The organism is Collinsella sp. i06-0019-1H4, from assembly GCF_042849575.1.
Lineage (GTDB): Bacteria > Actinomycetota > Coriobacteriia > Coriobacteriales > Coriobacteriaceae > Collinsella.
Window position 1 is genome coordinate 1,681,430 of record NZ_BAABYB010000001.1, and the last position, 20,330, is coordinate 1,701,759.

At 59.9% G+C, this 20,330-nt stretch carries 18 protein-coding genes; 7 read left to right on the plus strand and 11 right to left on the minus strand.

The genetic code is table 11. The features are described 5' to 3' along the window. Positions 1-52: 52 nt before the first annotated feature. The 4 genes from ACGHEN_RS07440 to ACGHEN_RS07455 all read right to left on the minus strand — a co-directional run bounded on the left by ACGHEN_RS07440 (position 53) and on the right by ACGHEN_RS07455 (position 4,457). Positions 53-1,576 carry a C69 family dipeptidase gene (locus tag ACGHEN_RS07440; RefSeq protein ID WP_390398542.1) on the minus strand — a complete coding sequence of 508 codons (1,524 nt, stop codon included), beginning with the start codon at positions 1,574-1,576 and terminating at the stop codon, positions 53-55. 366 nt (positions 1,577-1,942) lie between these two features. After that, a complete protein-coding gene (locus ACGHEN_RS07445; protein WP_390398544.1) occupies positions 1,943-2,797 on the minus strand; it encodes a bifunctional 5,10-methylenetetrahydrofolate dehydrogenase/5,10-methenyltetrahydrofolate cyclohydrolase in 855 nt (284 codons plus the stop codon). Between the two features lie 2 nt (positions 2,798-2,799). After that, on the minus strand, positions 2,800-3,432 hold the full coding sequence (locus ACGHEN_RS07450) for a cyclodeaminase/cyclohydrolase family protein (protein ID WP_390398546.1): 633 nt from the start codon (positions 3,430-3,432) through the stop codon (positions 2,800-2,802). A 185-nt stretch (positions 3,433-3,617) separates the two neighbouring features. Further along, the gene (locus ACGHEN_RS07455) at positions 3,618-4,457 is read right to left on the minus strand and encodes a zinc-ribbon domain-containing protein (RefSeq protein ID WP_390398549.1); all 840 of its coding nucleotides are present in this window, start codon (positions 4,455-4,457) and stop codon (positions 3,618-3,620) included. A 363-nt stretch (positions 4,458-4,820) separates the two neighbouring features. Here ACGHEN_RS07455 and ACGHEN_RS07460 point away from each other — a divergent pair, with 363 nt between their 5' ends. The 4 genes from ACGHEN_RS07460 (at position 4,821) to ACGHEN_RS07475 (ending at position 9,024) form a co-directional block, all read left to right on the plus strand. Beyond that, positions 4,821-5,426 carry a hypothetical protein gene (locus ACGHEN_RS07460; protein WP_390398551.1) on the plus strand — a complete coding sequence of 202 codons (606 nt, stop codon included), beginning with the start codon at positions 4,821-4,823 and terminating at the stop codon, positions 5,424-5,426. 226 nt (positions 5,427-5,652) lie between these two features. After that, positions 5,653-6,246, plus strand: a complete 594-nt coding sequence (locus ACGHEN_RS07465) for a hypothetical protein (protein ID WP_390398553.1) — start codon at positions 5,653-5,655, stop codon at positions 6,244-6,246. A 305-nt stretch (positions 6,247-6,551) separates the two neighbouring features. Continuing rightward, entirely contained in the window at positions 6,552-7,316 is a 765-nt protein-coding gene (locus ACGHEN_RS07470; RefSeq protein WP_390398556.1) for a hypothetical protein, read from the plus strand. Beyond that, complete coding sequence (locus tag ACGHEN_RS07475; RefSeq protein WP_390399401.1) at positions 7,300-9,024, plus strand: phosphatidylinositol-specific phospholipase C; 1,725 nt, start codon at positions 7,300-7,302, stop codon at positions 9,022-9,024. Before ACGHEN_RS07470 ends, ACGHEN_RS07475 begins: the two co-directional genes overlap by 17 nt. A gap of 94 nt (positions 9,025-9,118) precedes the next feature. Here the strand turns inward: ACGHEN_RS07475 and ACGHEN_RS07480 are convergent, their stop codons facing one another. After that, a complete protein-coding gene (locus ACGHEN_RS07480) occupies positions 9,119-9,388 on the minus strand; it encodes a hypothetical protein (RefSeq protein WP_390398558.1) in 270 nt (89 codons plus the stop codon). Between the two features lie 167 nt (positions 9,389-9,555). Between ACGHEN_RS07480 and ACGHEN_RS07485 the strand changes: the two genes are divergently transcribed. Both ACGHEN_RS07485 and ACGHEN_RS07490 read left to right on the plus strand, forming a co-directional pair. Further along, positions 9,556-10,605, plus strand: coding sequence for a YhcG family protein (locus ACGHEN_RS07485; protein WP_390398561.1), 1,050 nt, complete (start codon positions 9,556-9,558; stop codon positions 10,603-10,605). Between the two features lie 63 nt (positions 10,606-10,668). Next, positions 10,669-11,457 (plus strand): ADP-ribosylglycohydrolase family protein, encoded by a 789-nt coding sequence (locus ACGHEN_RS07490; RefSeq protein WP_390398563.1) that lies wholly within the window; start codon positions 10,669-10,671, stop codon positions 11,455-11,457. A gap of 761 nt (positions 11,458-12,218) precedes the next feature. On the opposite strand, the gene ACGHEN_RS07495 is transcribed toward ACGHEN_RS07490, so the two are convergent. Next, entirely contained in the window at positions 12,219-13,556 is a 1,338-nt protein-coding gene (locus ACGHEN_RS07495; RefSeq protein WP_390398566.1) for a hypothetical protein, read from the minus strand. Between the two features lie 218 nt (positions 13,557-13,774). Between ACGHEN_RS07495 and ACGHEN_RS07500 the strand changes: the two genes are divergently transcribed. Next, a complete protein-coding gene (locus ACGHEN_RS07500; RefSeq protein WP_271728960.1) occupies positions 13,775-14,956 on the plus strand; it encodes a cation diffusion facilitator family transporter in 1,182 nt (393 codons plus the stop codon). 110 nt (positions 14,957-15,066) lie between these two features. On the opposite strand, the gene ACGHEN_RS07505 is transcribed toward ACGHEN_RS07500, so the two are convergent. The 5 genes from ACGHEN_RS07505 to ruvC form a co-directional block, all read right to left on the minus strand. Beyond that, entirely contained in the window at positions 15,067-16,056 is a 990-nt protein-coding gene (locus ACGHEN_RS07505) for a hypothetical protein (RefSeq protein WP_390398569.1), read from the minus strand. A 178-nt stretch (positions 16,057-16,234) separates the two neighbouring features. Next, entirely contained in the window at positions 16,235-17,902 is a 1,668-nt protein-coding gene (locus tag ACGHEN_RS07510; protein ID WP_346963872.1) for a formate--tetrahydrofolate ligase, read from the minus strand. Between the two features lie 146 nt (positions 17,903-18,048). Further along, the gene (gene ruvB / locus ACGHEN_RS07515; RefSeq protein ID WP_390398572.1) at positions 18,049-19,116 is read right to left on the minus strand and encodes a Holliday junction branch migration DNA helicase RuvB; all 1,068 of its coding nucleotides are present in this window, start codon (positions 19,114-19,116) and stop codon (positions 18,049-18,051) included. Next, positions 19,116-19,736 (minus strand): Holliday junction branch migration protein RuvA, encoded by a 621-nt coding sequence (gene ruvA, locus ACGHEN_RS07520; protein WP_225093764.1) that lies wholly within the window; start codon positions 19,734-19,736, stop codon positions 19,116-19,118. The genes ruvB and ruvA overlap by 1 nt, the downstream gene beginning before the upstream one ends. Then, a complete protein-coding gene (ruvC, locus tag ACGHEN_RS07525; protein ID WP_117639774.1) occupies positions 19,736-20,257 on the minus strand; it encodes a crossover junction endodeoxyribonuclease RuvC in 522 nt (173 codons plus the stop codon). Before ruvC ends, ruvA begins: the two co-directional genes overlap by 1 nt. Positions 20,258-20,330: the final 73 nt, after the last annotated feature.

Here is a 20,330-nt window from a genome sequence, read left to right on the forward strand (position 1 = left end):
GGGGCAAAGCCTTTGACGGCGTTTGCCCCGCTCGCTCGCTGCAAGGCCGTCTTTACCTTACGTTATCGTTCATCGCGAAGGAATTCTTCATGGCACAGCTCGTGGTGTAGAGCACCTTGCCCAACAGAGCATCGGTCTCCACGCGCACGAGCTCGGCAAAGGCCTCGTTGGCGCGGGCGAGCTCGGCAGGCACCTCAGTCTCGGGCAGTGCGGCTACGACAGCGTCAACGTCGTGAATCTGCTTGTGGCCCATGCCGCCGACCTTCTCCTGATAATCCTCGACCGCGCGACCACACTCGTGGAAACGAACATCGGCCAAGGCACCGATCAGGCGATTTGCCCAATAGAAATTCTCCGACGTCACGCGGGCCTGCGTGTCGGCATAGTACTCGGGCATGGTCTCGACATTGGCGTACAGCGGCACGAGCGCGTTAAACGAGTTAGAGCCAAAGGCCATCCACTGTACGGCGCGATACGCCGGCCGTGCATAGGGGCGCAGTTGCAGCACGGCGAGCTGACCGTTGCGGTTGATGCCGATGGGACGATAGGCGCCGCGCGTGGCGGGCGTGCCCTTGCTGCCGTAGCAGTCGTACTCCGTACCCTGGTAGTGGCTCGAAAGCACGTACTTGATATCCTCGATGGTCACCTTGCGCTCGGGCACGCGGCTCCAGGGGATATCGTCGCTCTCGGGCGTGTAGTCGGCCTCGGGACCGTCCCACACATCGCTGGGGTTGAGGCAGCGCTGCATATACCAGGCGCGCGGCGTGTTGTAGACGTGGTCGCTGTCGCTGTGCGAGCCAAAGGCCTCGCGCGGGTTAAAGACCGCAGCGGGACCGTCGCCCTCGACGCCCAGCGTCAGGTCCAGATGCCACTCGGCCATCCAGGAGCGCAGGTCGGCGGAGCACATATGGTCGACCTGGGCGCCCTCGGCATCGTCCAGGTCAAAGCTATCGATACCCAGCTGGTTAGGCATGGTCACATAGGCGTCATCGGGCACGCGCTTGGCGATCCAGTGGTGGCCGCCGATGGTCTCGAGCCACCAGATCTCGTCCACGTCACTAAAGGCGATGCCGTTGTTCTCGTAGGTGCCGTAGCGCTCGAGCAGGTCGCCCAGGATACGCACACCGTCGCGGGCGGACTTGGCATACGGCAGCACCAGGGTCACCATGTCCTCCTCGCCCAGACCGCCGGGCTGCGCCGGAACATAGCCGTCCTCGCCCTCGTTGCCCTTGGCGGGCACGTAGTCGACAAGCGGATCGGCGCCGCGGACGCGCTCGTTGGTGGTGAGCGTCTCGGTTGCGGACATGCCAACGTTGAGCTCGTTGAAGCCGGCCTCGGCCCAAATGCCATGACCCGGGACAACATCGGGAACGCTTGTGTAACGCATGGGGTTGACGGGCAGCTCAACGGTCAGGTGGCTCAGGACACTCGTGTAGACGCGCGGCTGCTCGTCGGGATGCACCACGCGCATACGCTTGGGCTCAAACACCCCGTTGGACGAGTCCTCGTTACGCGCGACCAGAGTCGACCCGTCGTAGCTCGCGTTCTTACCAACCAAAATCGTTGTGCACGGCATGCGCATCCTCCTTGAGCGAAGAAATCAAACGGCAACAGTGTATCGCTTCGACGCAAAAAGGGCGAAACCGCGGCCCCTCGAGACCCCCTCGGGACCCCTGTGGTCAAAAAATGCCAAATATGAGTACTGTCACCAATTTAGTAGCAGCAATTTCGCTGGACACAGGTGCCAATAATCTACATTTGTTCAAAAGCTGGACGATGTAATTCCTCATTGGTCCAATAAAATTGGCTCTCTATCGATAATAAATACCGATAGAGAGCCAAAATGACCTAAAATATATGTGACCATCTTTGCAACAGTACTCATATTTGGCATTTTTTGACCACGAGGTATATAACCGGCCCCTCAAACAGCCCAAAACGCCTATTTCGATGCACGCTCCGCCGCCTCAATCACGTGTTTGGCGAGAATCGCCGTCGTCACGGCGCCCACGCCGCCCGGCACGGGTGTGATGGCGTTAACGATCGGTTCCGCAGCATCGAAATCGACATCGCCGACCAGCTTGCCAGCGGCCTCGTCCCAGTTAATGCCCACATCGATAATCGTCTGGCCCTCACGGACCGCATCCGCGCCAATCGTGTGCGCACGTCCAACCGCGGCAACAACAATGTCGGCAGAACGGCACTCGGCAGCCAAGTCGCGCGTATGCGTATGGCACGTCGTCACTGTGGCATTGCGAGCCGTAAGCATGGCGGCAACGGGACGACCAATCACCAGCGATCGACCGACGACCGCGACCTTGGCCCCATCCAGCTCAACGTCGTAATGGCCCAGCAACGACAGCACGGCCTCGGCGGTGCAAGGAGCAAAGCCCTCGCCTCGCCCCGAAAGCGTGGTAAGCAGCGAGGCCGGCGTCATGGAGTCAACGTCCTTGACAGGATCGAGTGCCGCAGCAACTGCATCCTCGTCAAGTCCAGCGGGCAGCGGACGAAACATCAGGCAGCCATGAACAGCAGGGTCGGCATTGATGTCCTTAATAGCCGCCAGCAGCTCATCCTGCGAAACATCGGAGGGAAGCAATACGCGGCGAGCCTCAATACCGACCTTCTCGCAGCGTTTGAGGGCACCGCGCTCGTAGGACAGGTCGTCCTCGCGCTCGCCCACACGAACGATGGCCAGCGTCGGAACAACGCCGCGCTCGCGCAAAGTCATGCAGCGAGCAGCGAGTTCCTCAGTCAACGCGCGGGCAACGGGAGCGCCCTTCAGCAGCTCTGCCATGGCTATCCCCTCTTCCTTGCGGCATCGGCGGCGCGGCGCGCCAGAGCATCGGCGCGCGGCAGCCACGTATCGAGCAACTTGTCACATGCAGCCTCGAGCTCCTCGGCGCGGACACGATCTTTCATAGACGTGGTGTTCGCAAAGAGCGTCAAGCTCGCGCCCTGCATGGCGGCGCGGCAGAACACGGCACCGCATGCCACGTCGGACAGCAGCTGTCGGGAGCCCTTGTCCGCCATATCCTCGAGCAGCGCCAGCGCGCGGCCGCAGGCGTCCATAATGCGGTACGGCGGCATGGCTGCCACGTGCAGCGCATCCTGAATCGCGGCCGGTCGAGCCGAATCCTCGCGCGAAATACCGTATGCCGCAGACACCTGGCCGTACGCACGAACATCCTCGGCGACCAGACCCACAAGTTCCTGTGCCAACTCATCCGCCTGGGCAAACGCGTGCGTCAGATCGTCCGCGCGATCGGCAAGCGCGGGGTTCGCCGCGCCATAGCGAGCAACCATCCCGCACAGCGAGGCACCCAGTGCTCCCACAAACGCGCTCGCGCTACCGCCGCCGGGAACCGGCTCGCGTGCAGCCAACGCCTCGGCAAAACCGCGACAGGTTTTATCCATCATCTCTTGGCTCATCGAAACACCTCTGCCCACCGCGCCGGCCACCAAGGGCCGCACGCATAATAAAAAATGGGACAACGACGCCAGGAAGCGGTTGTCCCATTCATCGATCTTGTCCAAGCCAGTCTAGCCCATAAGACAAAGACTGTCAGGAGCTCTGGCTATCGGCGTTTCCGATTGCCGGCTATAGGCACGGATGCCTAATCCACCTGGAACGTCGGCAGCAGCGTATCGATAATCTTCGACCCCATGTCGCGGTTCGCGGTCGAGTACTCCAAATGCGCCGTGGCAATCGTCAAATCCGTGACGATCGTCTTTTCGTAAATGATCGTATCGTCCTCGCGCCACGAAATCACATACCAGTCGTCGTCTGCCGCAGTATAAAGGTCAGTCTTGCCCGAGGTGTTTTCGTGGGCAAACACCTCGCTCACAGTTTCGTCGTTGACGTTAGCGAAGCCAAACAGGTTGATCACAAAACCCGTCTCCGGATCCTCATACCTGGCGCCACTGCCGCTGGGAGTATCTTCCATCTCAAAGCGATTGGGAATCGACATGCTATAAGGATGCATGTCGTTCGTGTACGTATGCACGTCGGTCAGGTAATCGTCCAAATCAGCCGAACCGTAGTATGCCGACTCGTTCTCGGGAACGGCCTCGTCATCGGACGACGAGGATTCCTTAGACTTGGACTTGTCGCTCTTCTTCTTGGCAGAAGAATCTTTCTCGTCCGAAGACCCGGTATCGATCACCGAGATTTGCGTGTCAGAGCTCTTGGACCCGTTAAGCATCGTGAGCGCAAACACCGTGCCACCCCCAAGGAGTACCACGGCGGCACACGCCACCGCGATGACAACCGGAGCTTTGCTCTTAGACTTTTGAGGCGCGAGCGCGACCGGCGGCATCGACTGGGTCAGGCCCGGGGCAGAGGAAGGACCAGCGCCCGCGGACGTCGGCGCGGAACCGCCAGCCAGCGAAGCCCCACAGTGCGTACAAAACGTCGATCCATCAGGCACTTGCTGTCCGCATTTTTGACAGAACATCGTTCGACCTTTCGTGGTTTAGCTTTTGTCACAGCCAAGTCTATACGCCCCCACCCAGGGCGCTGTTGCGCAACATTGGGAGAATCAACCAAGCCGCACGCTTGCCCAGCGCAAGGCCCACCTTGCGGCAAGCCCGCACACGCAAACATGGGACATATGGCCCACCTTTCGAGACTCCCGGGTAGCACAAGCTGGGGCATATCTATAAGTAAGGAACCCGTTGGGGCACGGCCGCGCAACGGCCACAAGCGATGAACGGAGGCATAAGCCGCACAGTACACAGAGACATCCGCCGCCAGCGCAATCAGTACCCCAACAGCATGCGGCGCCGTGATGTCATCGGCAGACAAGGAGGACGCCACCATGAAGAAAAAGACCCTATCGATCCTTTCCCTGTGCATCGCCCTCTTTGCCGCACTCGCCCTTGTCGGCTGCGGCGAGAGCGGATCGGGCGGGGGCAGCAGCGCATCCAAGAGCGAGGGCAAGGAAAAAGCTCCCGTCGCCAAGAAGACCGACTTTATCTGGTTTAAGATCGAGATGCCCGAGAGCGTTGGCGTAAGCGACTCCGCCGGCAAGAACGCCGACAGGGTCCAGCTCACCTTCCCCGAAGACGAGAACGGTTCGGCCGATCGCTTTATCCCCGTTTGGAAAAAAGCGCTGACGGCAGAGGAATCCCACGCCGACCAGGCAGAAAAGAAAGGTGATACGTTCCAGTGGAAGGATGGCGGGTCCGTCGAGTATAACGGCAGGACGTGGCTCGTCGGAACGTACGCGGACAACAGCGGCGTCTCAACCCTCCTCTTTACCGACGTTGAGCCGGGAAGCGTCTACGTCCTCATCTCGAACTTCGATCTGCATAAGAAAGAAGCCGAGGCGCTCCTCAACTCCATCGAGTTTCCCGATGACATGGCGAAGGCAGTTGCCGAGGCACGCGAAGTCGAGATTTCGAGCATCGAGATCAAGCATTAGGGGATCGCACGCAGCATCGCATGCGCAGTCATTAAATGATCGGACGCCCAGCCAGGGGAGGATCGGATCGGCCGGCCCTCCCCTCTTTTGCGCCCGGACATATTGCCACTTGCCGGCGCAAATCCGGCCCTCAGAATGGGACACATGGCCCACCCTTACGAGCCGCTCGCGCGTACAGTAAAGGCAGGTAATCCATGGACGGTTACAGATCGAGGAGGACACGACCATGAAAAAGAAGGCCTTTGCGATTCTCACCCTCTGCATCAGTCTCTTTGCCGCAGTTGCCTTGGTGGGTTGCGGTGGCAGCGGCGGCGCTACCGGCAGCGGCGGTGGCGGTGGAGCGGAAAAGCCAGCCGTGGATATGAGGACCGACTTCATTTGGTTTAAGGTCGAAGTCCCCGAGGGCGTCGAAATCACGGACGTCGCAGGCGATACCGCCGACAGGGCCCAGTTTAAGTTCACCGAGAGCGAGCATGCCAGCGACCGCTTCATCCCCGTCTTCGATCCTGACAAGAAGGCCGATGAACTGTTTGACTACGAGGCAAAGTGGAAGGCCAACTCCGGATGGACCGAGAGCGATCCCGTTAAGTACAACGGCAAGACCTGGCGCAGCGCCTACTTTACGCACTCGGGCGGCGTGACGACCGAGTACTTCACCGACGTTGACGGCGGCAGCGTGTACGTGCGCATCGACAACGTCGAGGAACACAAGGACGCCGTCGAGACCATGATGGAGTCTCTGGAATTTGCCGACGACATCGCCAAGGCCAAGACCGAGGCCATGGACGTTAAGCTCGAGGATATCGAGACTAAACGCTAAGCGACTGGCGAGCGCAGCGGGAAACACGGGCGCAGCGTAAACAAGCGACGGTATCCCAGCGCTTCGTACCAAGGGAGGGCCGGTAAACCGACCCTCCTTTTCTTATGCCGGTAGCCGACGAACGCGAGGACGCCGGACGCCGGAACCGCCCCAAATGTGGCAACAGTACGAACACGACAAACACCCCAACACGTCCACCCGCCGATTTATTGCGCCGCGCAGACAATTAAACCGGCGTCTTTAAACATCTGGGCAGTATAGTGACCAAAACTATCGCATAACCGCACTCTGCGAATGGAGAAGTTATGACCGAACACCACGCCATTAGCCGTCGAGCATTCACGTTGGGCCTAGGACTCGCAGCATTGTCGCCATTTGTAAGCCTGCCCGAAACCGCGGGATTGGGCCTTCCCGTGCGCGCGGCATTTGCAGAAGACGCACCCACACCGGCGGCCACCCTCGACAAGTTCGTCATTCGCCTTCGCCCCGCGGGCTATTTTCGCACCGCGAGCGTCAACGAAGACGGCAACGTCATCGGCAACGTCTGCCACCTGTTTAATGACGGCACGTCCAGCAAGCTCATCCTTGAGCACGTAGAGACCGATACAGATAATAGAAATTGGTATGCCATCCGCACCCTGCTCAATTTCGAAGAGCACAAGAAGACGGGCTACAGCATTTGGTCGGTCGATGGCGACTCGGACAAAGATGGAAAGGTCATCCACGTATGGAGTGGCGAGCATGACGGCAAGCCCAGTCGCTCTTTTGCGTTCGACCGCCAGTCAAACGGAACCTACATCATCCGAGACCGCACAAACGAGAAAAAAGACATTAATTACCTGGCCATAGAAAAGGACGGCAAAGACCAAGACAACAACAAGATCTGCCACAAGAGGAAGAGTATTCCGTGGGAGCTCGAACTTGTCGGTTACGACAAGGGCGAGATCAATACCACGGTTAGAAGTATCGACTGGATCAAGTATAGCAGCTACGTCGACGGACCATGCTGGATGAAATACGTCGACGGCAACAAATTACCTCGACGAGCTGAGCATCCCGGGCACGCATGATTCAAGCACCTGCAGCGTCGACAACGACACCGAGCCCCAAACCTCGCTTGCAAAGTGCCAGCAGGATTACATCCCCACGCAGCTGCTCGAAGGCATTCGCTATTTTGATATCCGACTTGGAAAGAACAACGAGAACGGCGACCCCGGCATCGACCATGGAATATGCTACCTGCTCAAAAAAGACGGGGGCTTTATACATCTCTCCGATGTCATCGGTTACTTCAAAACATTTTTGAACGAAAACCCGTCAGAAGCGCTCATCATGCTGGTGTCACGAGGCAACGACGAAGCCACCGACGACAGTGTTACGACGGCTTTCGCCAATGTTATGGACAATAACTCCGATCTGTTCTATACGTCGAGCCATGTCCCCACACTGAACGAGGTGCGCGGAAAGATCGTCCTGCTGCGTCGATTTAAACTCGCCGGCGACAGCGTAGACGGCCACACGTGGGGCCTCGACCTCACCGAATGGGACGACAAAATCAAGGCGCATTCCGGAAAGTCCATGTGCCTCGTGAAATACGAGCAAGGCTTTGAGGCTGCGGGCAATACGGGCGACAAAGAGCCCTATAGCACAACGGTATATGCCCAAGACCATTACAACTGCACGGGGTCCAGTAAAATCGACTGGGTCGATATGGCCCTGAAGGCGGCGGCCGAGTTCAAGCGCAGCACCGTAGATATCACCGCCGCGGACGGGACAACGGTGCAGGCAACGGAGCGCTGCTGGTTTATCAACTACACGAGCTGCACGCAAAACAACCCTTTTACCGCAGCGCGAGTGGTCGACGAGCATCTGTACAAGAGCCCGTACATCAATCCCAGCGGCACCGGGGATACAAAGTCAGATTACCTCAAGCACATTGGCATCATCGCATCCGACTTTGTTGATGCGGCGCTGGCCCGGAGCATCTATCAGCGCAATTACGATACGGAGCACAAGCAGACGGCTTCGTACTATCTCCCGTACTATCTCCCGACCCGCATGCGCATGACGTACGGCGACTCGCTGAGCGATGCCTCGCTCCAGGATGGCAAGACCGTTGGCGAGGGTCATTTCCGCCTTGCCGACAGCAGCAAAGCGCTCAACGCGACAGCTTCGGGCGATGCGTTTGACATCAAATATGTGGATGTCGACGCCCTGGGCAACGAGACCGTTACGGGGCTGCAGGGCTCTGTGCCCATCGATATCGATCGACGCGCGCTGACGCCCCATTTTGAGGGACTCGAAGGCCTTAAGGCCGGCGAAGACGTGCGCGCCAAGATTGCGGCATCACTCGAGGGCAAGCTCGAAACCGATGCCTGCACGGCCCAGCTCGAGTTTGCGCACGACGCGAACGGCGCTCCGGGCACGGCAATGGCCGAGGGCGAAACATTTGCCGCAGGGACGTACTGGGTGCGCGCGAAAGGCCTTTTGGGCGACGCGGAACAAAACTACATACTCGCCAGCGATGGAGCCGTAAGCTTTACCGTAGCGGCCTCGGGCAGTGCAGGCGGCACGGACGGTGGCACGGGTTCCAACGCAGGCAGCGCCGACAAGAACGGCAAGGGCAACAAGAGCAAGGGCTCGGGCGGAAAACTCGCCGGCACGGGCGACGGCTCTGGCATCGCCGCCGGGCTCGCCGCTGCCGCCGTGGCGACGACGGTCGCCGGCGCAGCAATGCTTGCCAATGGCCGCGAAAGCGCTGGGGACGACAGCGAATAGGCAAGCCCGCCTTTTAGACACATCGACTCAATCGGGGGCGCAGGACACCGTTCTGTGCCCCCGATTTTTACCTTGGCCCGAACGCCGCCATGGGCTACATCACCATGTTCAGCGCGTTAACAAACTCCTGGGCCTTCGCACGACTGCTCAGACTAAAGACGCAAGCGGTTAACAGTCGATTGCGCAGGAAAACGTCGCGACCCTTGATCCTGTTAACGCCCGTGATGTCCTTAAGGTAGACAATCTCGATATGCTTGCCGCCGAAAGTGCCCTTCTTGAGCACCTCGATGCGGTTGGGGTAGATCCTGACGTCTTTAAACCCGCCCGAACCTTTGTCCTGGAACAGCAAGGTGTTGTTGTCCATGCGCGTCACCCCCATGGGGTTCGTTAAAACTGTCTCTATGGCCACATTTTAACCACCTCAAGGCCCCATGCGAAGATGTCAGACAGCACAGCAATTCGTGTCCGCGCGAGGCTTTAAACTAAATGCGATAAAGATGCATTCCACAAGAGGAAAGTGGGGCGACAGTGATGGGCGAACTGGTAAACCGTGGAGAATCGGCAATCGTGCCCGAAGGTTTTTACAAGCAGGTTTCCTCGATTCTCAACGCCGCTCGCGACAAGGCCTATACCGCCGTTAACTTTGCGATGGTTGAGGCATATTGGGAAATCGGCAAGAGTATTGTTGATGAACAGGGTGGAGAGGAGCGCGCAGCATATGGAGAGGCATTGATTGCGGGCCTCTCCAGAAGGCTTACAGCGGATTTCGGAAGAGGCTTTGGCATCGCAAACCTTCGCAATATGCGTCAGTTCTTTCTTGCGTTTCCAATTCGCGACGCACTGCGTAGCGAATTGAGCTGGACTCATTACCGCAGGCTGATGCGCATTCCCGACCCCGAAGCTCGCGCCTGGTACATGAACGAATGCGCTGACTCTCGCTGGAGCACGCGTCAGCTCGAGCGCCAGATCAACACCATGTTCCGCGAGCGCCTGCTTGCCAGCAAGGACAAGGAGGCCGCCGCCCAAGAAATCCAGAAGAGCGCCCCGGCTCGTCGCCCCGAGGATATCATCCGCGACCCATATGTACTGGAATTTTTAGGTTTCTCGGACGATACTGCGTTTCGCGAGAGCGATCCAGAGCAGGCGCTCATCACACATCTTCAGAAGTTCCTACTGGAGCTTGGCCGTGGCTTCGCTTTCGAGGCGCGCCAAAAGCGCATCACCTTTGATGGGCGCCATTTCTATATTGACCTTGTGTTTTACAACTATCTGATGCGCTGCTTCGTGCTTATCGACCTTAAGACGGACGATCTTGCGCACCAGGACTTGGGCCAGATGCAAATGTATGTGAACTACTACACGCGCGAGCTCATGAACGAAGGCGACAATCCGCCCATAGGCATCGTACTCTGCGCGGACAAAAGCGATTCGATTGTCGAGTACACGCTGCCCGAAGACAACGACCAAGTGTTTGCCGCCAAATACCTGCCGTATCTTCCAAGTAAGGAAGAGCTGGCGCGCGAGCTGAGTGCCGAGTACCGCGCCATCAACGAAGCGACTAATGGCGAAGCACAAGGATAGCAATACGTTGCGACCGACACCACCGATGGCGCTCCACATCACCTGGGATAAGAGGAGCTTTCCATGACAGACAGACCGAAAACAACACTGCGCGACTGCATCTATGGGCTCGCCGTCGGCGACGCACTGGGCGTTCCCTACGAGTTCAGGCCCCGCGGCACGTTCGAATGCACCGACATGATCGGCTACGGCACGCATGGGCAGCCCGCCGGCACCTGGAGCGATGACACGTCCATGACGCTTGCTACCTGCGACTCGATTAGGGAGCTTGGGCACATCGACACCGCGGACATGCGCGACAAGTTCGTAAGTTGGATTGCCCGTGGCGAGTATACGATCGACGGCGTTTTCGATTACGGCGGCACGACCGCCCGCGCTTTGCACACCGGCAAAGGAGGCTCCGGCGAGCGCGACAACGGCAACGGATCGCTCATGCGCATCGCTCCCCTAGCGTTCACCGATGCGACGGACAACGAGATCCGCGAGGTCTCGGCAATCACGCACGCCCACAGAACATCAACCGATGCATGCATCATATTTGTTGAGCCGATGAGGAATGTGATGAACGACGCGCTCCCCTCGTGGGCACTCCATCTGAAAGGCATGCCTGAGCAGGAGATCAAGTCAGGTGGCTTCGTGCGCGACACGCTTAAGGCAGCCACCTGGTGCTTCGTCAACACTAACAGCTACGAAGATTGCGTGCTTGCCGCCGTCAACCTAGGCGACGACACCGATACCACCGCAGCCGTTGCCGGCGCCCTCGCCGGCACGGTATACGGCATCGACGCAATTCCGCAGGAGTGGACCGACGCCTTGCGCGGTAAAGAGCTGATAGAGCAGTGTTTGTTTTAGGGCGCACTTACGATAGAAACTGACCAGGAGGCACCACGGAAAGAAAGATCGCAAATATAGACGAGTTCCAAGTGGACGAAAACGGGATTCCGCTATTTCCAGCAGGACTGAAGGAAGAAGCCAACCTCTATGTTCTCCCCGACGGGCGTTACCTCCCCTGCGGGGTCTACCGAACCGAAGATGGCGGCTCACTCATTTATGAGCCATCCGGGCTCAGCTTCTTCGGGCAGATGCTTGCTCAATTCAAAGAGTGCTAGGGGTTTGATTGCCCGTTAGATCGACACTGTTCCAAACCATGGAATGGGCAGGATGTCTCCCACCGCGGCCTGTGAGGTAAAATCTTGACTGCCGCGGAATCCGCCTGCGGGCAACGCTCCGATCTCCGATTGGGGTGAAGCCTATGAACTTGTTTCTTGAAATCCTGCGCCTCTCGATGTATGTGACCGGCATTGCCCGGAACCTCTACTCGATCTGGCGGGAATATAAGCAGTAACGGATAGCGAAGGGAGTCATAAAAAGGGCCGGTTGCAGCCGGCCCTTTAGACGATAATACCTGCGTTGCCCGCGCTTCCGAAGTGTGACTAGCTGAGGAGCGGGTTCCGCGGCACATCCTGATTCTACCCAGCGAGACGGCTCTTTTGCAGCCGCTCCACCGATTATTTACATCTGGCACCCTCAAACAATCAGACGACAGTCCGCACTCCTGCGAGCTGCCCCGTTCCTCTAGCTATCGGATCGCAGCGCCAACTGACACCACTCCCCTACTTACCAAATAGCGCACCCAGCAGGCCGCGACGTTTGGGCTTTTCTTCTCGGTAGGAACCCTCGGCAACCGCTGCCACCTGACGCGGCTGTTCGCCGTCTCCACGGCGCACGATCTGGTATAGGAAGGGCGATTTAACGTATTTGACCTCGATGGGCGTGGCGTGCACGGTGCTTTCTCCGGACAGATGCAGACTCGGGTTGAGCGGCGCCACCACATGCGTCTCACGCTTGTCGCTAAACACCGCCGCGGCCGCGCGGCCCGTCTGGCCGTTTACGGCAATGCGCACCTGCTCGCCATCGCGGCTGTCCGTCGCCGGGCGATCGACAAAGTAGACCGGCACCATCACCAGGCCGTCCTTATGCTTGCGAGCCTTGCGCGCCCAGGTGCGGATGCTCTTTTTATTGAGCCCCAGCACCGCCTCGGCATCGTTGCCGGCAATGTCGAGCGCCAGCTTATCAATGACCACCTGGTCCTTGGTAGACGCATCGACGGAGACAACGCGGAAGTCGCCTTCCTGCATAGCGGGATCGAACGGCCCAACCTTGGCAAAGTCCCACGGCTCCAAAATGCCCATAAGGCGAACGTCCAGGTAGTTTGCCCGCGGATACGCCCAGTCGAGCACCTCGTAGTACACCAGGGTCTCCTTGCTCAGCCCCTTGCCCGGGAAGGACGCCATCATGCGCAAATCCGCGAGCGCCATGGGGAAGTAGAAGAGCGACATGTCATTTTGAATCGCGTCTTCCACGTCGTGCCCGGCAAAGGCATCGGGATACTGGCGCACCAGCTGCAGCGCGTTGGCACGTGCCTGCTGCGGCGTTATCTCGCAAGGAATACCCTGCTCAGGCACGTACTCGGCACCAACGCCCATGGTCAGACGCTTGCTAAAGGTACCGGGCTTGAGTAGGTCGGCAACGCCGATCTTATTTCCGCAGGACGAGCACTCAAGCACGCGCTGAGTGGACTCGCCTTCAAAGGACGCTCCACAGAAGGGGCAGGGAATGCTCACGTGCGTGGCTTCTTGGAACTCCTGCGCCGTGCCGCGGTCCTCCCACAGCAGATGCTCCAGAACCGACTGATTGCGCCAGTGTGAATTAAAGAAATACCAGTCCGGGTCCTCCGGGCGCTCGAGCTGCGACACGTGGGTGAGCTTAAGCAGTCCATCGACAACCGTCAGTGGCGTATGGCGAATGCCCAGGGCGCTCTTGGGCTCCCCCGCATCGGCCTGCCACGGAACGACCGTGCCGCAATAGGCGCACTCAAAGCTGCGTTTAGCCTGGTGTGAGTACATAGGGCCGCCGCAGTTTTGGCATTTAATGGCAAACATCTCGTCCATAGAAACGTCCTCCTTTGCGCAGGGGCTGTCGACATTAAGTATGTCGGGCAGGCAGGCACATGCCCATACCCATGTGGCCCAAAATGGAGCACCCGGTCGGACAAGAAGGGCCGCTCGTTAGCTCCAGCAGACCATTACTGCATTTTCTGAGCACCGGCGCACGGTGCGCCCATGCGAGCTACACTATCCCCTTAACCATGATTGTGAGGACGATCGCCATGCTATTTGTAAATCGGCTGGTACATACGCTTGTTCCCGGCAGCGAGGGCGAGCCGGTCGATACGACTCGCCGTACCAACGCGGGCTTTGCCGCAAGCCTCATTTGCATTGGCCTCAACATTACCCTGTGTCTGGCCAAGGGCATCGCGGGCCTACTCGCCGGCTCCGTCTCGCTCATCGCCGACGCCTTCAACAATCTCTCCGATGCGTCGAGCAACATCGTGAGCCTGCTCGGATTCCGACTTGCCAGCCGCCCGGCAGACGAAGACCACCCCTATGGCCACGGCCGCTACGAATACCTCGCCGGTCTGGTTGTCGCCGTCCTCGTTTGTGCCGTCGGCATCAACCTGGTGCTCGAGTCCGTTACCAAGATCATCAAGCCCTCCCCCACCGCTTACACACTCGTTTCCCTTGCGGCACTGGCTACATCCATGCTCGTCAAGTTCTGGATGGCGGCGTTCAACCGCACGCTGGGCAATCGCATCGACTCGGAGACGCTCATCGCCACGGCGCAGGATTCCAAAAACGATGTCATCGCCTCGGGCTCGGTCTTGGCGGCGGCGCTCATTTCGCAAACGACCGGCTTTGACCTCGATGGCTGGGCGGGCCTGGGCGTGGGCATCTTCATTTGCATCAGCGGCATGGGCCTGGTGCGCGACGCCATCAGCCCGCTGCTGGGACAAGCGCCCGACCCCAAACTCGTCCAGGAAATCCGCGACAGGATCATGTCGTACCCCCAGGTCCTGGGCACTCATGACCTCATGGTGCACGACTACGGCCCCGGCCGCCAGTTTGCCAGTGCACACGTGGAAATGCCCGGCGAGGGCGATGCCTTTGAGCACCACGAGATTCTGGACACCATCGAACACGATATCAAACGCCAGATGGGCATCGCCATCACGTTGCACTGCGACCCCATTGCAACAACCGGCGATGACTTGCGCGGCTGGGTCAAGCGCGGCGTAGCGCAGATCGACCCCGCGCTTTCCATCCACGACTTGCACGAGCACGACGGCTTTGTTTCGTTTGACCTGGTGCGTCCCGACGGCTTTGACATATCCGACGAGGAGCTGCTGGAGCTCGTCACGCGCATCGTGCACGAGCGCAGGCCCGATGCATCATGCGTCGTCACGTTTGACTCCGGCTTTAGCTCGCCCGAGCGTCCGGCAGAGCAGCTGTAATCGACAGCAAAACGGGACGCAGGACCGCCGACCAGCGCGCCTATGCGCCCGGTCACGCGATCCTGCGCCCCGTTTTTGTTTGCACCGCTAAGGCTCTAGCCGCTCGGCCGCTAGCTTCCCTGTGCGCCCGAAATGCCGTTTTGTAGGGCGTTCCAGGCATCCGTCGCCATGTCTCCCAAGTTCTGCGCGGTATCGCCCAGGTTTTGTGCCGTATCGCCCAGCTCTTGCGCCTTGTCTCCCAATTCCTGCGCCTTATTGCTCAGGTCCTCCAGCGTGTTGGAGCTCGAGCTGTCCGTGGTGCCTTGATCGCCGGACGCATTGCCCGACGAGCCGTCCTTGCGCGTAAGCTGGACCTCCAGGTTGCCGTCAGCGTTGTAGTAGGCAGATGTGACGACCCAGTTGGCATCGACAACAGGCGTCGAGCCGTCGTCAGTCAGAATCACAGCATTCGAAAGATCGGCGCCGCGCGACTTGAGGAGCTTCTTGGCGTTGGACCAGTACTGCCCCGGGATATCGCTCAGATCGACGGTGCTAGACGAGGCGGACTCGGTTTGCTCGGCAGTGGTATCGGCCGTTGAGCTCCCCCGCTTGTTGAGCATGCCCGACACGATGGCAAACACAATCGAGAGGGCAAAGAAGATCGCCAGCACAATGAGGATCTTCTTGATCACACTCGACGAACGCGACGGCGCCTCTTCCTCGTCCTCACCATACTGCGGAATCGACTTGGGGTACTCACGATAAGGCTGGCGCGCATACGGATCGCGCGACTCATAACGAGGCTGGGACTGTGCCGTGCGCGGCATATACGTCGTCTGCTGAGGCTGCGGAATGGGATTTTGCGGCAGGTTATTATAAGCGCCTGCCGCCGCATTGCCATACGGGTCCGGCGTTGCATTGCCATACGGGTCCTGCGGTGCATAATCAAACGGATCCCGCGGTGTATCGCTATAGCCCATAACTCGTGTGGGTTCGGCGGACGCCTGCGTCGCATCGGGGGCAGCATTGCCGGGGTTCGACACAACGCGGGTCGCATCGGCGCTGCCGCCAGCCTGTGCGGAGCCATATCCGCCCATCACAGTCGTCTTGTCCTGGTCCATGCAACGTTTCCTTTCCGTCGCCTGTAAGCATCAAGTTATCCATGCATTCTACCCGCGCAAAAGCCTATGATGGGCAAAGGCCGTCGGTATCTACAAGACATGCGCGTGCCTAAGGATCAAAAAGCCCCGCCGGGCCTTGGGGCACGACGGGGCGGGCAAGCGGCTATAAGCAGCAGGCTTAGAACAGGCCGGTGATGTTGCCGTCGTTGTCGACGTCGATGTTCTCGGCCGCGGGGACCTTGGGCAGGCCCGGCATGGTCAGGACGCTGCCAGTCAGCGCGACCACAAAGTGGGCACCGGCGGAAACCTTGAGCTCGCGCACGGTGATGCGGAAGCCCTCGGGGGCGCCCAGCGCCTTGGCGTTGTCGCTAAAGCTGTACTGGGTCTTGGCGACGCACACCGGCAGGTTGCCAAAGCCGTTCTCGCGCAGCTCGGCGAGCTGACGCTTGGCAGCCGGCGTAAAGTCAACGCCGTCGGCGCGGTAGACCTTGGTGGCGACGGCCTCGAGGGCATCAGCAACATCGGCGCCGTCCTCGTAGGCAAACTTGAACTCGCTCGGCTGCTCAATCAGGCGCATGACCTCATCGGCCAGGTCGAGCGCACCCTCGCCGCCCTTGGCCCAGACCTCGGAAAGCTTAACGTTAACGCCGAGCTTCTGGCACTCGGACTCGATGAGCTCGAGTTCGGCCTCAGTGTCCGTCGGGAAGCGGTTGATGGCGACCACGCAGGGCAGACCGTAGACATTCTGAATGTTGTCGACGTGGCGCAGCAGGTTGGGCATACCGGCCTTGAGGGCCTCGAGGTTCTCGTCGTTAAGGTCGGCCTTGGCAACACCGCCGTTGTACTTAAGCGCACGGGCGGTGGCGACAATCACGACGGCGCTGGGACGAACGCCCGTCATGCGACACTTGATGTCGAGGAACTTCTCGGCACCCAGATCGGCGCCAAAGCCTGCCTCGGTAATGGCGACATCACCAAAGCGCATGGCCATACGCGTGGCCATGATGGAGTTGCAGCCGTGGGCGATATTGGCGAAGGGACCGCCGTGGACAAATGCGGGCGTGCCCTCGAGCGTCTGCACCAAATTGGGCTTGAGCGCATCCTTAAGCAGCGCGGCCATGGCGCCCTGAGCCTTGAGGTCGCGGGCGCGGACGGGCTCGCCGGCATAGCTGTAGCCGACGACAATCTCGCCCAGGCGCTCCTTGAGGTCGTTGATGCTCGTGGATAAGCACAGGATCGCCATGACCTCGGAGGCAACGGTGATATCGAAGCCGTCCTCGCGCGGCACGCCCTGAGCCTTGCCGCCGATGCCGTCGATAACATGGCGCAGCTGGCGGTCGTTCATGTCGACGACGCGCTTCCAGGTGATGCGCTTGACGTCGATACCGAGCTGGTTGCCCTGCTGAATATGGTTGTCGAGCATGGCGGCCAGCAGGTTATTGGCGGCACCGATAGCGTGGAAGTCGCCGGTAAAGTGCAGGTTGATGTCTTCCATGGGGATGACCTGGGCCCAACCGCCGCCGGCGGCGCCGCCCTTGACGCCAAAGACGGGGCCGAGCGAGGGCTCGCGCAGGGCCACAGCGCTCTTGACACCGCGACGGCGCAGGCCATCGGCCAGACCGATGGTCGTGGTGGTCTTGCCCTCGCCAGCGGGCGTGGGGTTGATGGCGGTCACGAGGACGAGCTTGGCCTGGTGATCGGTCGGCTCGTTGAGCAGCGAATAGTCGACCTTAGCCTTGTCGAAGCCGTACGGAATCAGGTGCTTTACGTCGACGCCGGCGTTCTTAGCCACCTCGGTAATGGGCAGCGGCGTGACGGAACGTGCGATTTCGATGTCAGTAGGCATGGGCGGTCCTTTCGTTACCGGATGAGAAAAAGACCAATTCAGCATAGCACGGGCGCGCAATAGTAAAACACCCGTAACCGATGAATGGCGATATGTTTATCCAATGCTCAGCGATAGCCTACAGACTAGCCAAAACAAACCCGACTCTAAACGGCTGGCTCGATACCCAAATGCTCAAAGGTGCGAAGCGTTGCCTGACGGCCCTGGGGCGTGCGAACCATCAAGCCGCACTGCAGCAGATAGGGCTCATAGACATCCTCGAGCGTACCCGGGTCCTCGCCCACCGCGCTGGCAAGGGTCGTCAGGCCCACGGCACGGCCGGAGAACGTCTTGGCGAGCGTCTCCAAGATGCGAATATCCATCCAGTCCAGACCAAGCTCATCAATCTCGAAGAACTCGAGTGCCTGACGGCAAATATCAAGCTCAATAGGACCGTTGCCGCGCACCTGCGCATAGTCGCGCACGCGTTTGAGCAGACGGTTGGCCAGGCGCGGCGTGCCACGCGAACGCGAGCCGATCTCGAGCGCACTCGGATGGTCTATCGTCACGCCCAAGATGGTCGCCGAGCGGGTCACGATCTGGGCAAGCTCCTCGACCGTGTAGTAATCCAGGCGATACGAAATGCCAAAGCGGTCGCGCAGCGGGCCGGTCAGCATGCCCGAGCGAGTCGTTGCCGCCACCAGCGTGAACTTAGGGATATCCAGGCGAATCGAGCGCGCCGCCGGACCCTTACCGATAACGATATCGAGCGCAAAGTCCTCCATCGCGGGATACAGAACTTCCTCGACCGAACGGTTGAGTCGGTGGATCTCGTCGATAAACAGTACGTCACCCGGCTGCAAGTTAGTCAGGATAGCCGCGAGGTCGCCGGTACGCGCAATGGCCGGGCCACTCGTCGTCTTGATCTGAGCGCCCAGCTCGTTGGCGATAACGGTAGCCAGCGTGGTCTTGCCCAGGCCCGGAGGACCCGAGAAGATCACGTGGTCGAGCGTCTCGCCACGGCTCTGCGCCGCCTCGATCAGCACGCGAAGGCTCTGCTTGATATGCTCCTGACCGCAGTAGTCGTCCAGGCGCTGGGGGCGCAAAGTGCGGTCGACATCGAGGTCTTCGGGCGTCAGCTCCGAGCCCACCCTGCGCTCACCGTGCGCCATGGATGCCGCCGGCGAGTTGCCGGGCGTCGCCCACAGGTCCTGAGAGTCATCGGCTTCCCACATCACGCATCCATTCCGAGTCGCTTAAGCGCCGCGCCGAGCAGATCCTCGACACGCATATCCTGCCCATCATACCCGCTCAGGGCAACCTCGGTCTCCTGAGGGCTAAAGCCCATGGAAAGGAGCGCCGCGCGGGCGTCATCGATCGCCGAGGGAGCGGCGGCGGGAACCGGCATCGCAACCTGACCGGGAATTACGTCGACCGGAACAAAGCCCTTGTCCTTGGCAAAGGTACTCTTGAGCTCCAAGATGAGGCGTTGGGCGGTCTTTTTGCCCACACCGGGCACCTTGGCCATGCCCTTGTCATCCTCGGCCATTACCAGGGAATACAGCTGTCCCACGGTATAGGTGGAAAGCACGGCAAGCGCCAGGCGTGGACCGACGCCCGAGACAGAAACGAGCCGATCGAACATCGTGCGCTCGTCCTTGGAAGCAAAGCCAAAAAGCGTCATGGCGTCCTCGCGCACCTGCATGCGGGTATAGAGGCGAACCTCACCGCCGGGCGTAGGCAGCGTGGCGGCAGTGCTGCCCGAAATACCGAGCTCAAAGCCCACGCCCGACACATCGACGACGGCCGAGCTCATCGTGGCCTCGATAAGCGTTCCATGGAGCTGGGAGATCATCAGTATCCGGTTCCTCTCTGTTGATAGAACTCGCCGCCGGTAAGCGCCCGGGTGCGGCTTAGGTTAACGTGACAGATGGCGCAAGCTAGGGCATCGGCGGCATGGTCTGGGTGAGGGTCGTGATCGAGCTGCGTGAGCGTGCGCACCATGTAGGCAACCTGCCGCTTGTCTGCGGCACCCGTGCCCACCACGGCCTGCTTAATCTGCATGGGCGTGTATTCGCCAATCTCGAGCGCGCATTCCGAAAGCGCCACGAGCGCGGCACCGCGGGCATGCGCCGTGGGGATGGCCGAGCGGACGTTAGCGCCAAAGTAGATGCTCTCGATAGCCGCGGTATCGGGACGGTAGCGTTCGACGACGCCCTTGAGGTCGTGGGCGATATGCGACAGGCGCACCGCGAGCGGGCTGCCCGCGCTGGTCTCGATACAACCGTAGGCACGGCAGCGAACCTCGCCACGTCGCTCCTCGATAATCCCCCAGCCCGTATGGGCCAAACCGGGGTCGATACCCAAAATGACCAAGCCAACCTCCCCTCGCCTTTTTTCCAAGCGCAAGGCAAGGCCCCGCGCATCGTTCACGAACGTCTGTTCTAGA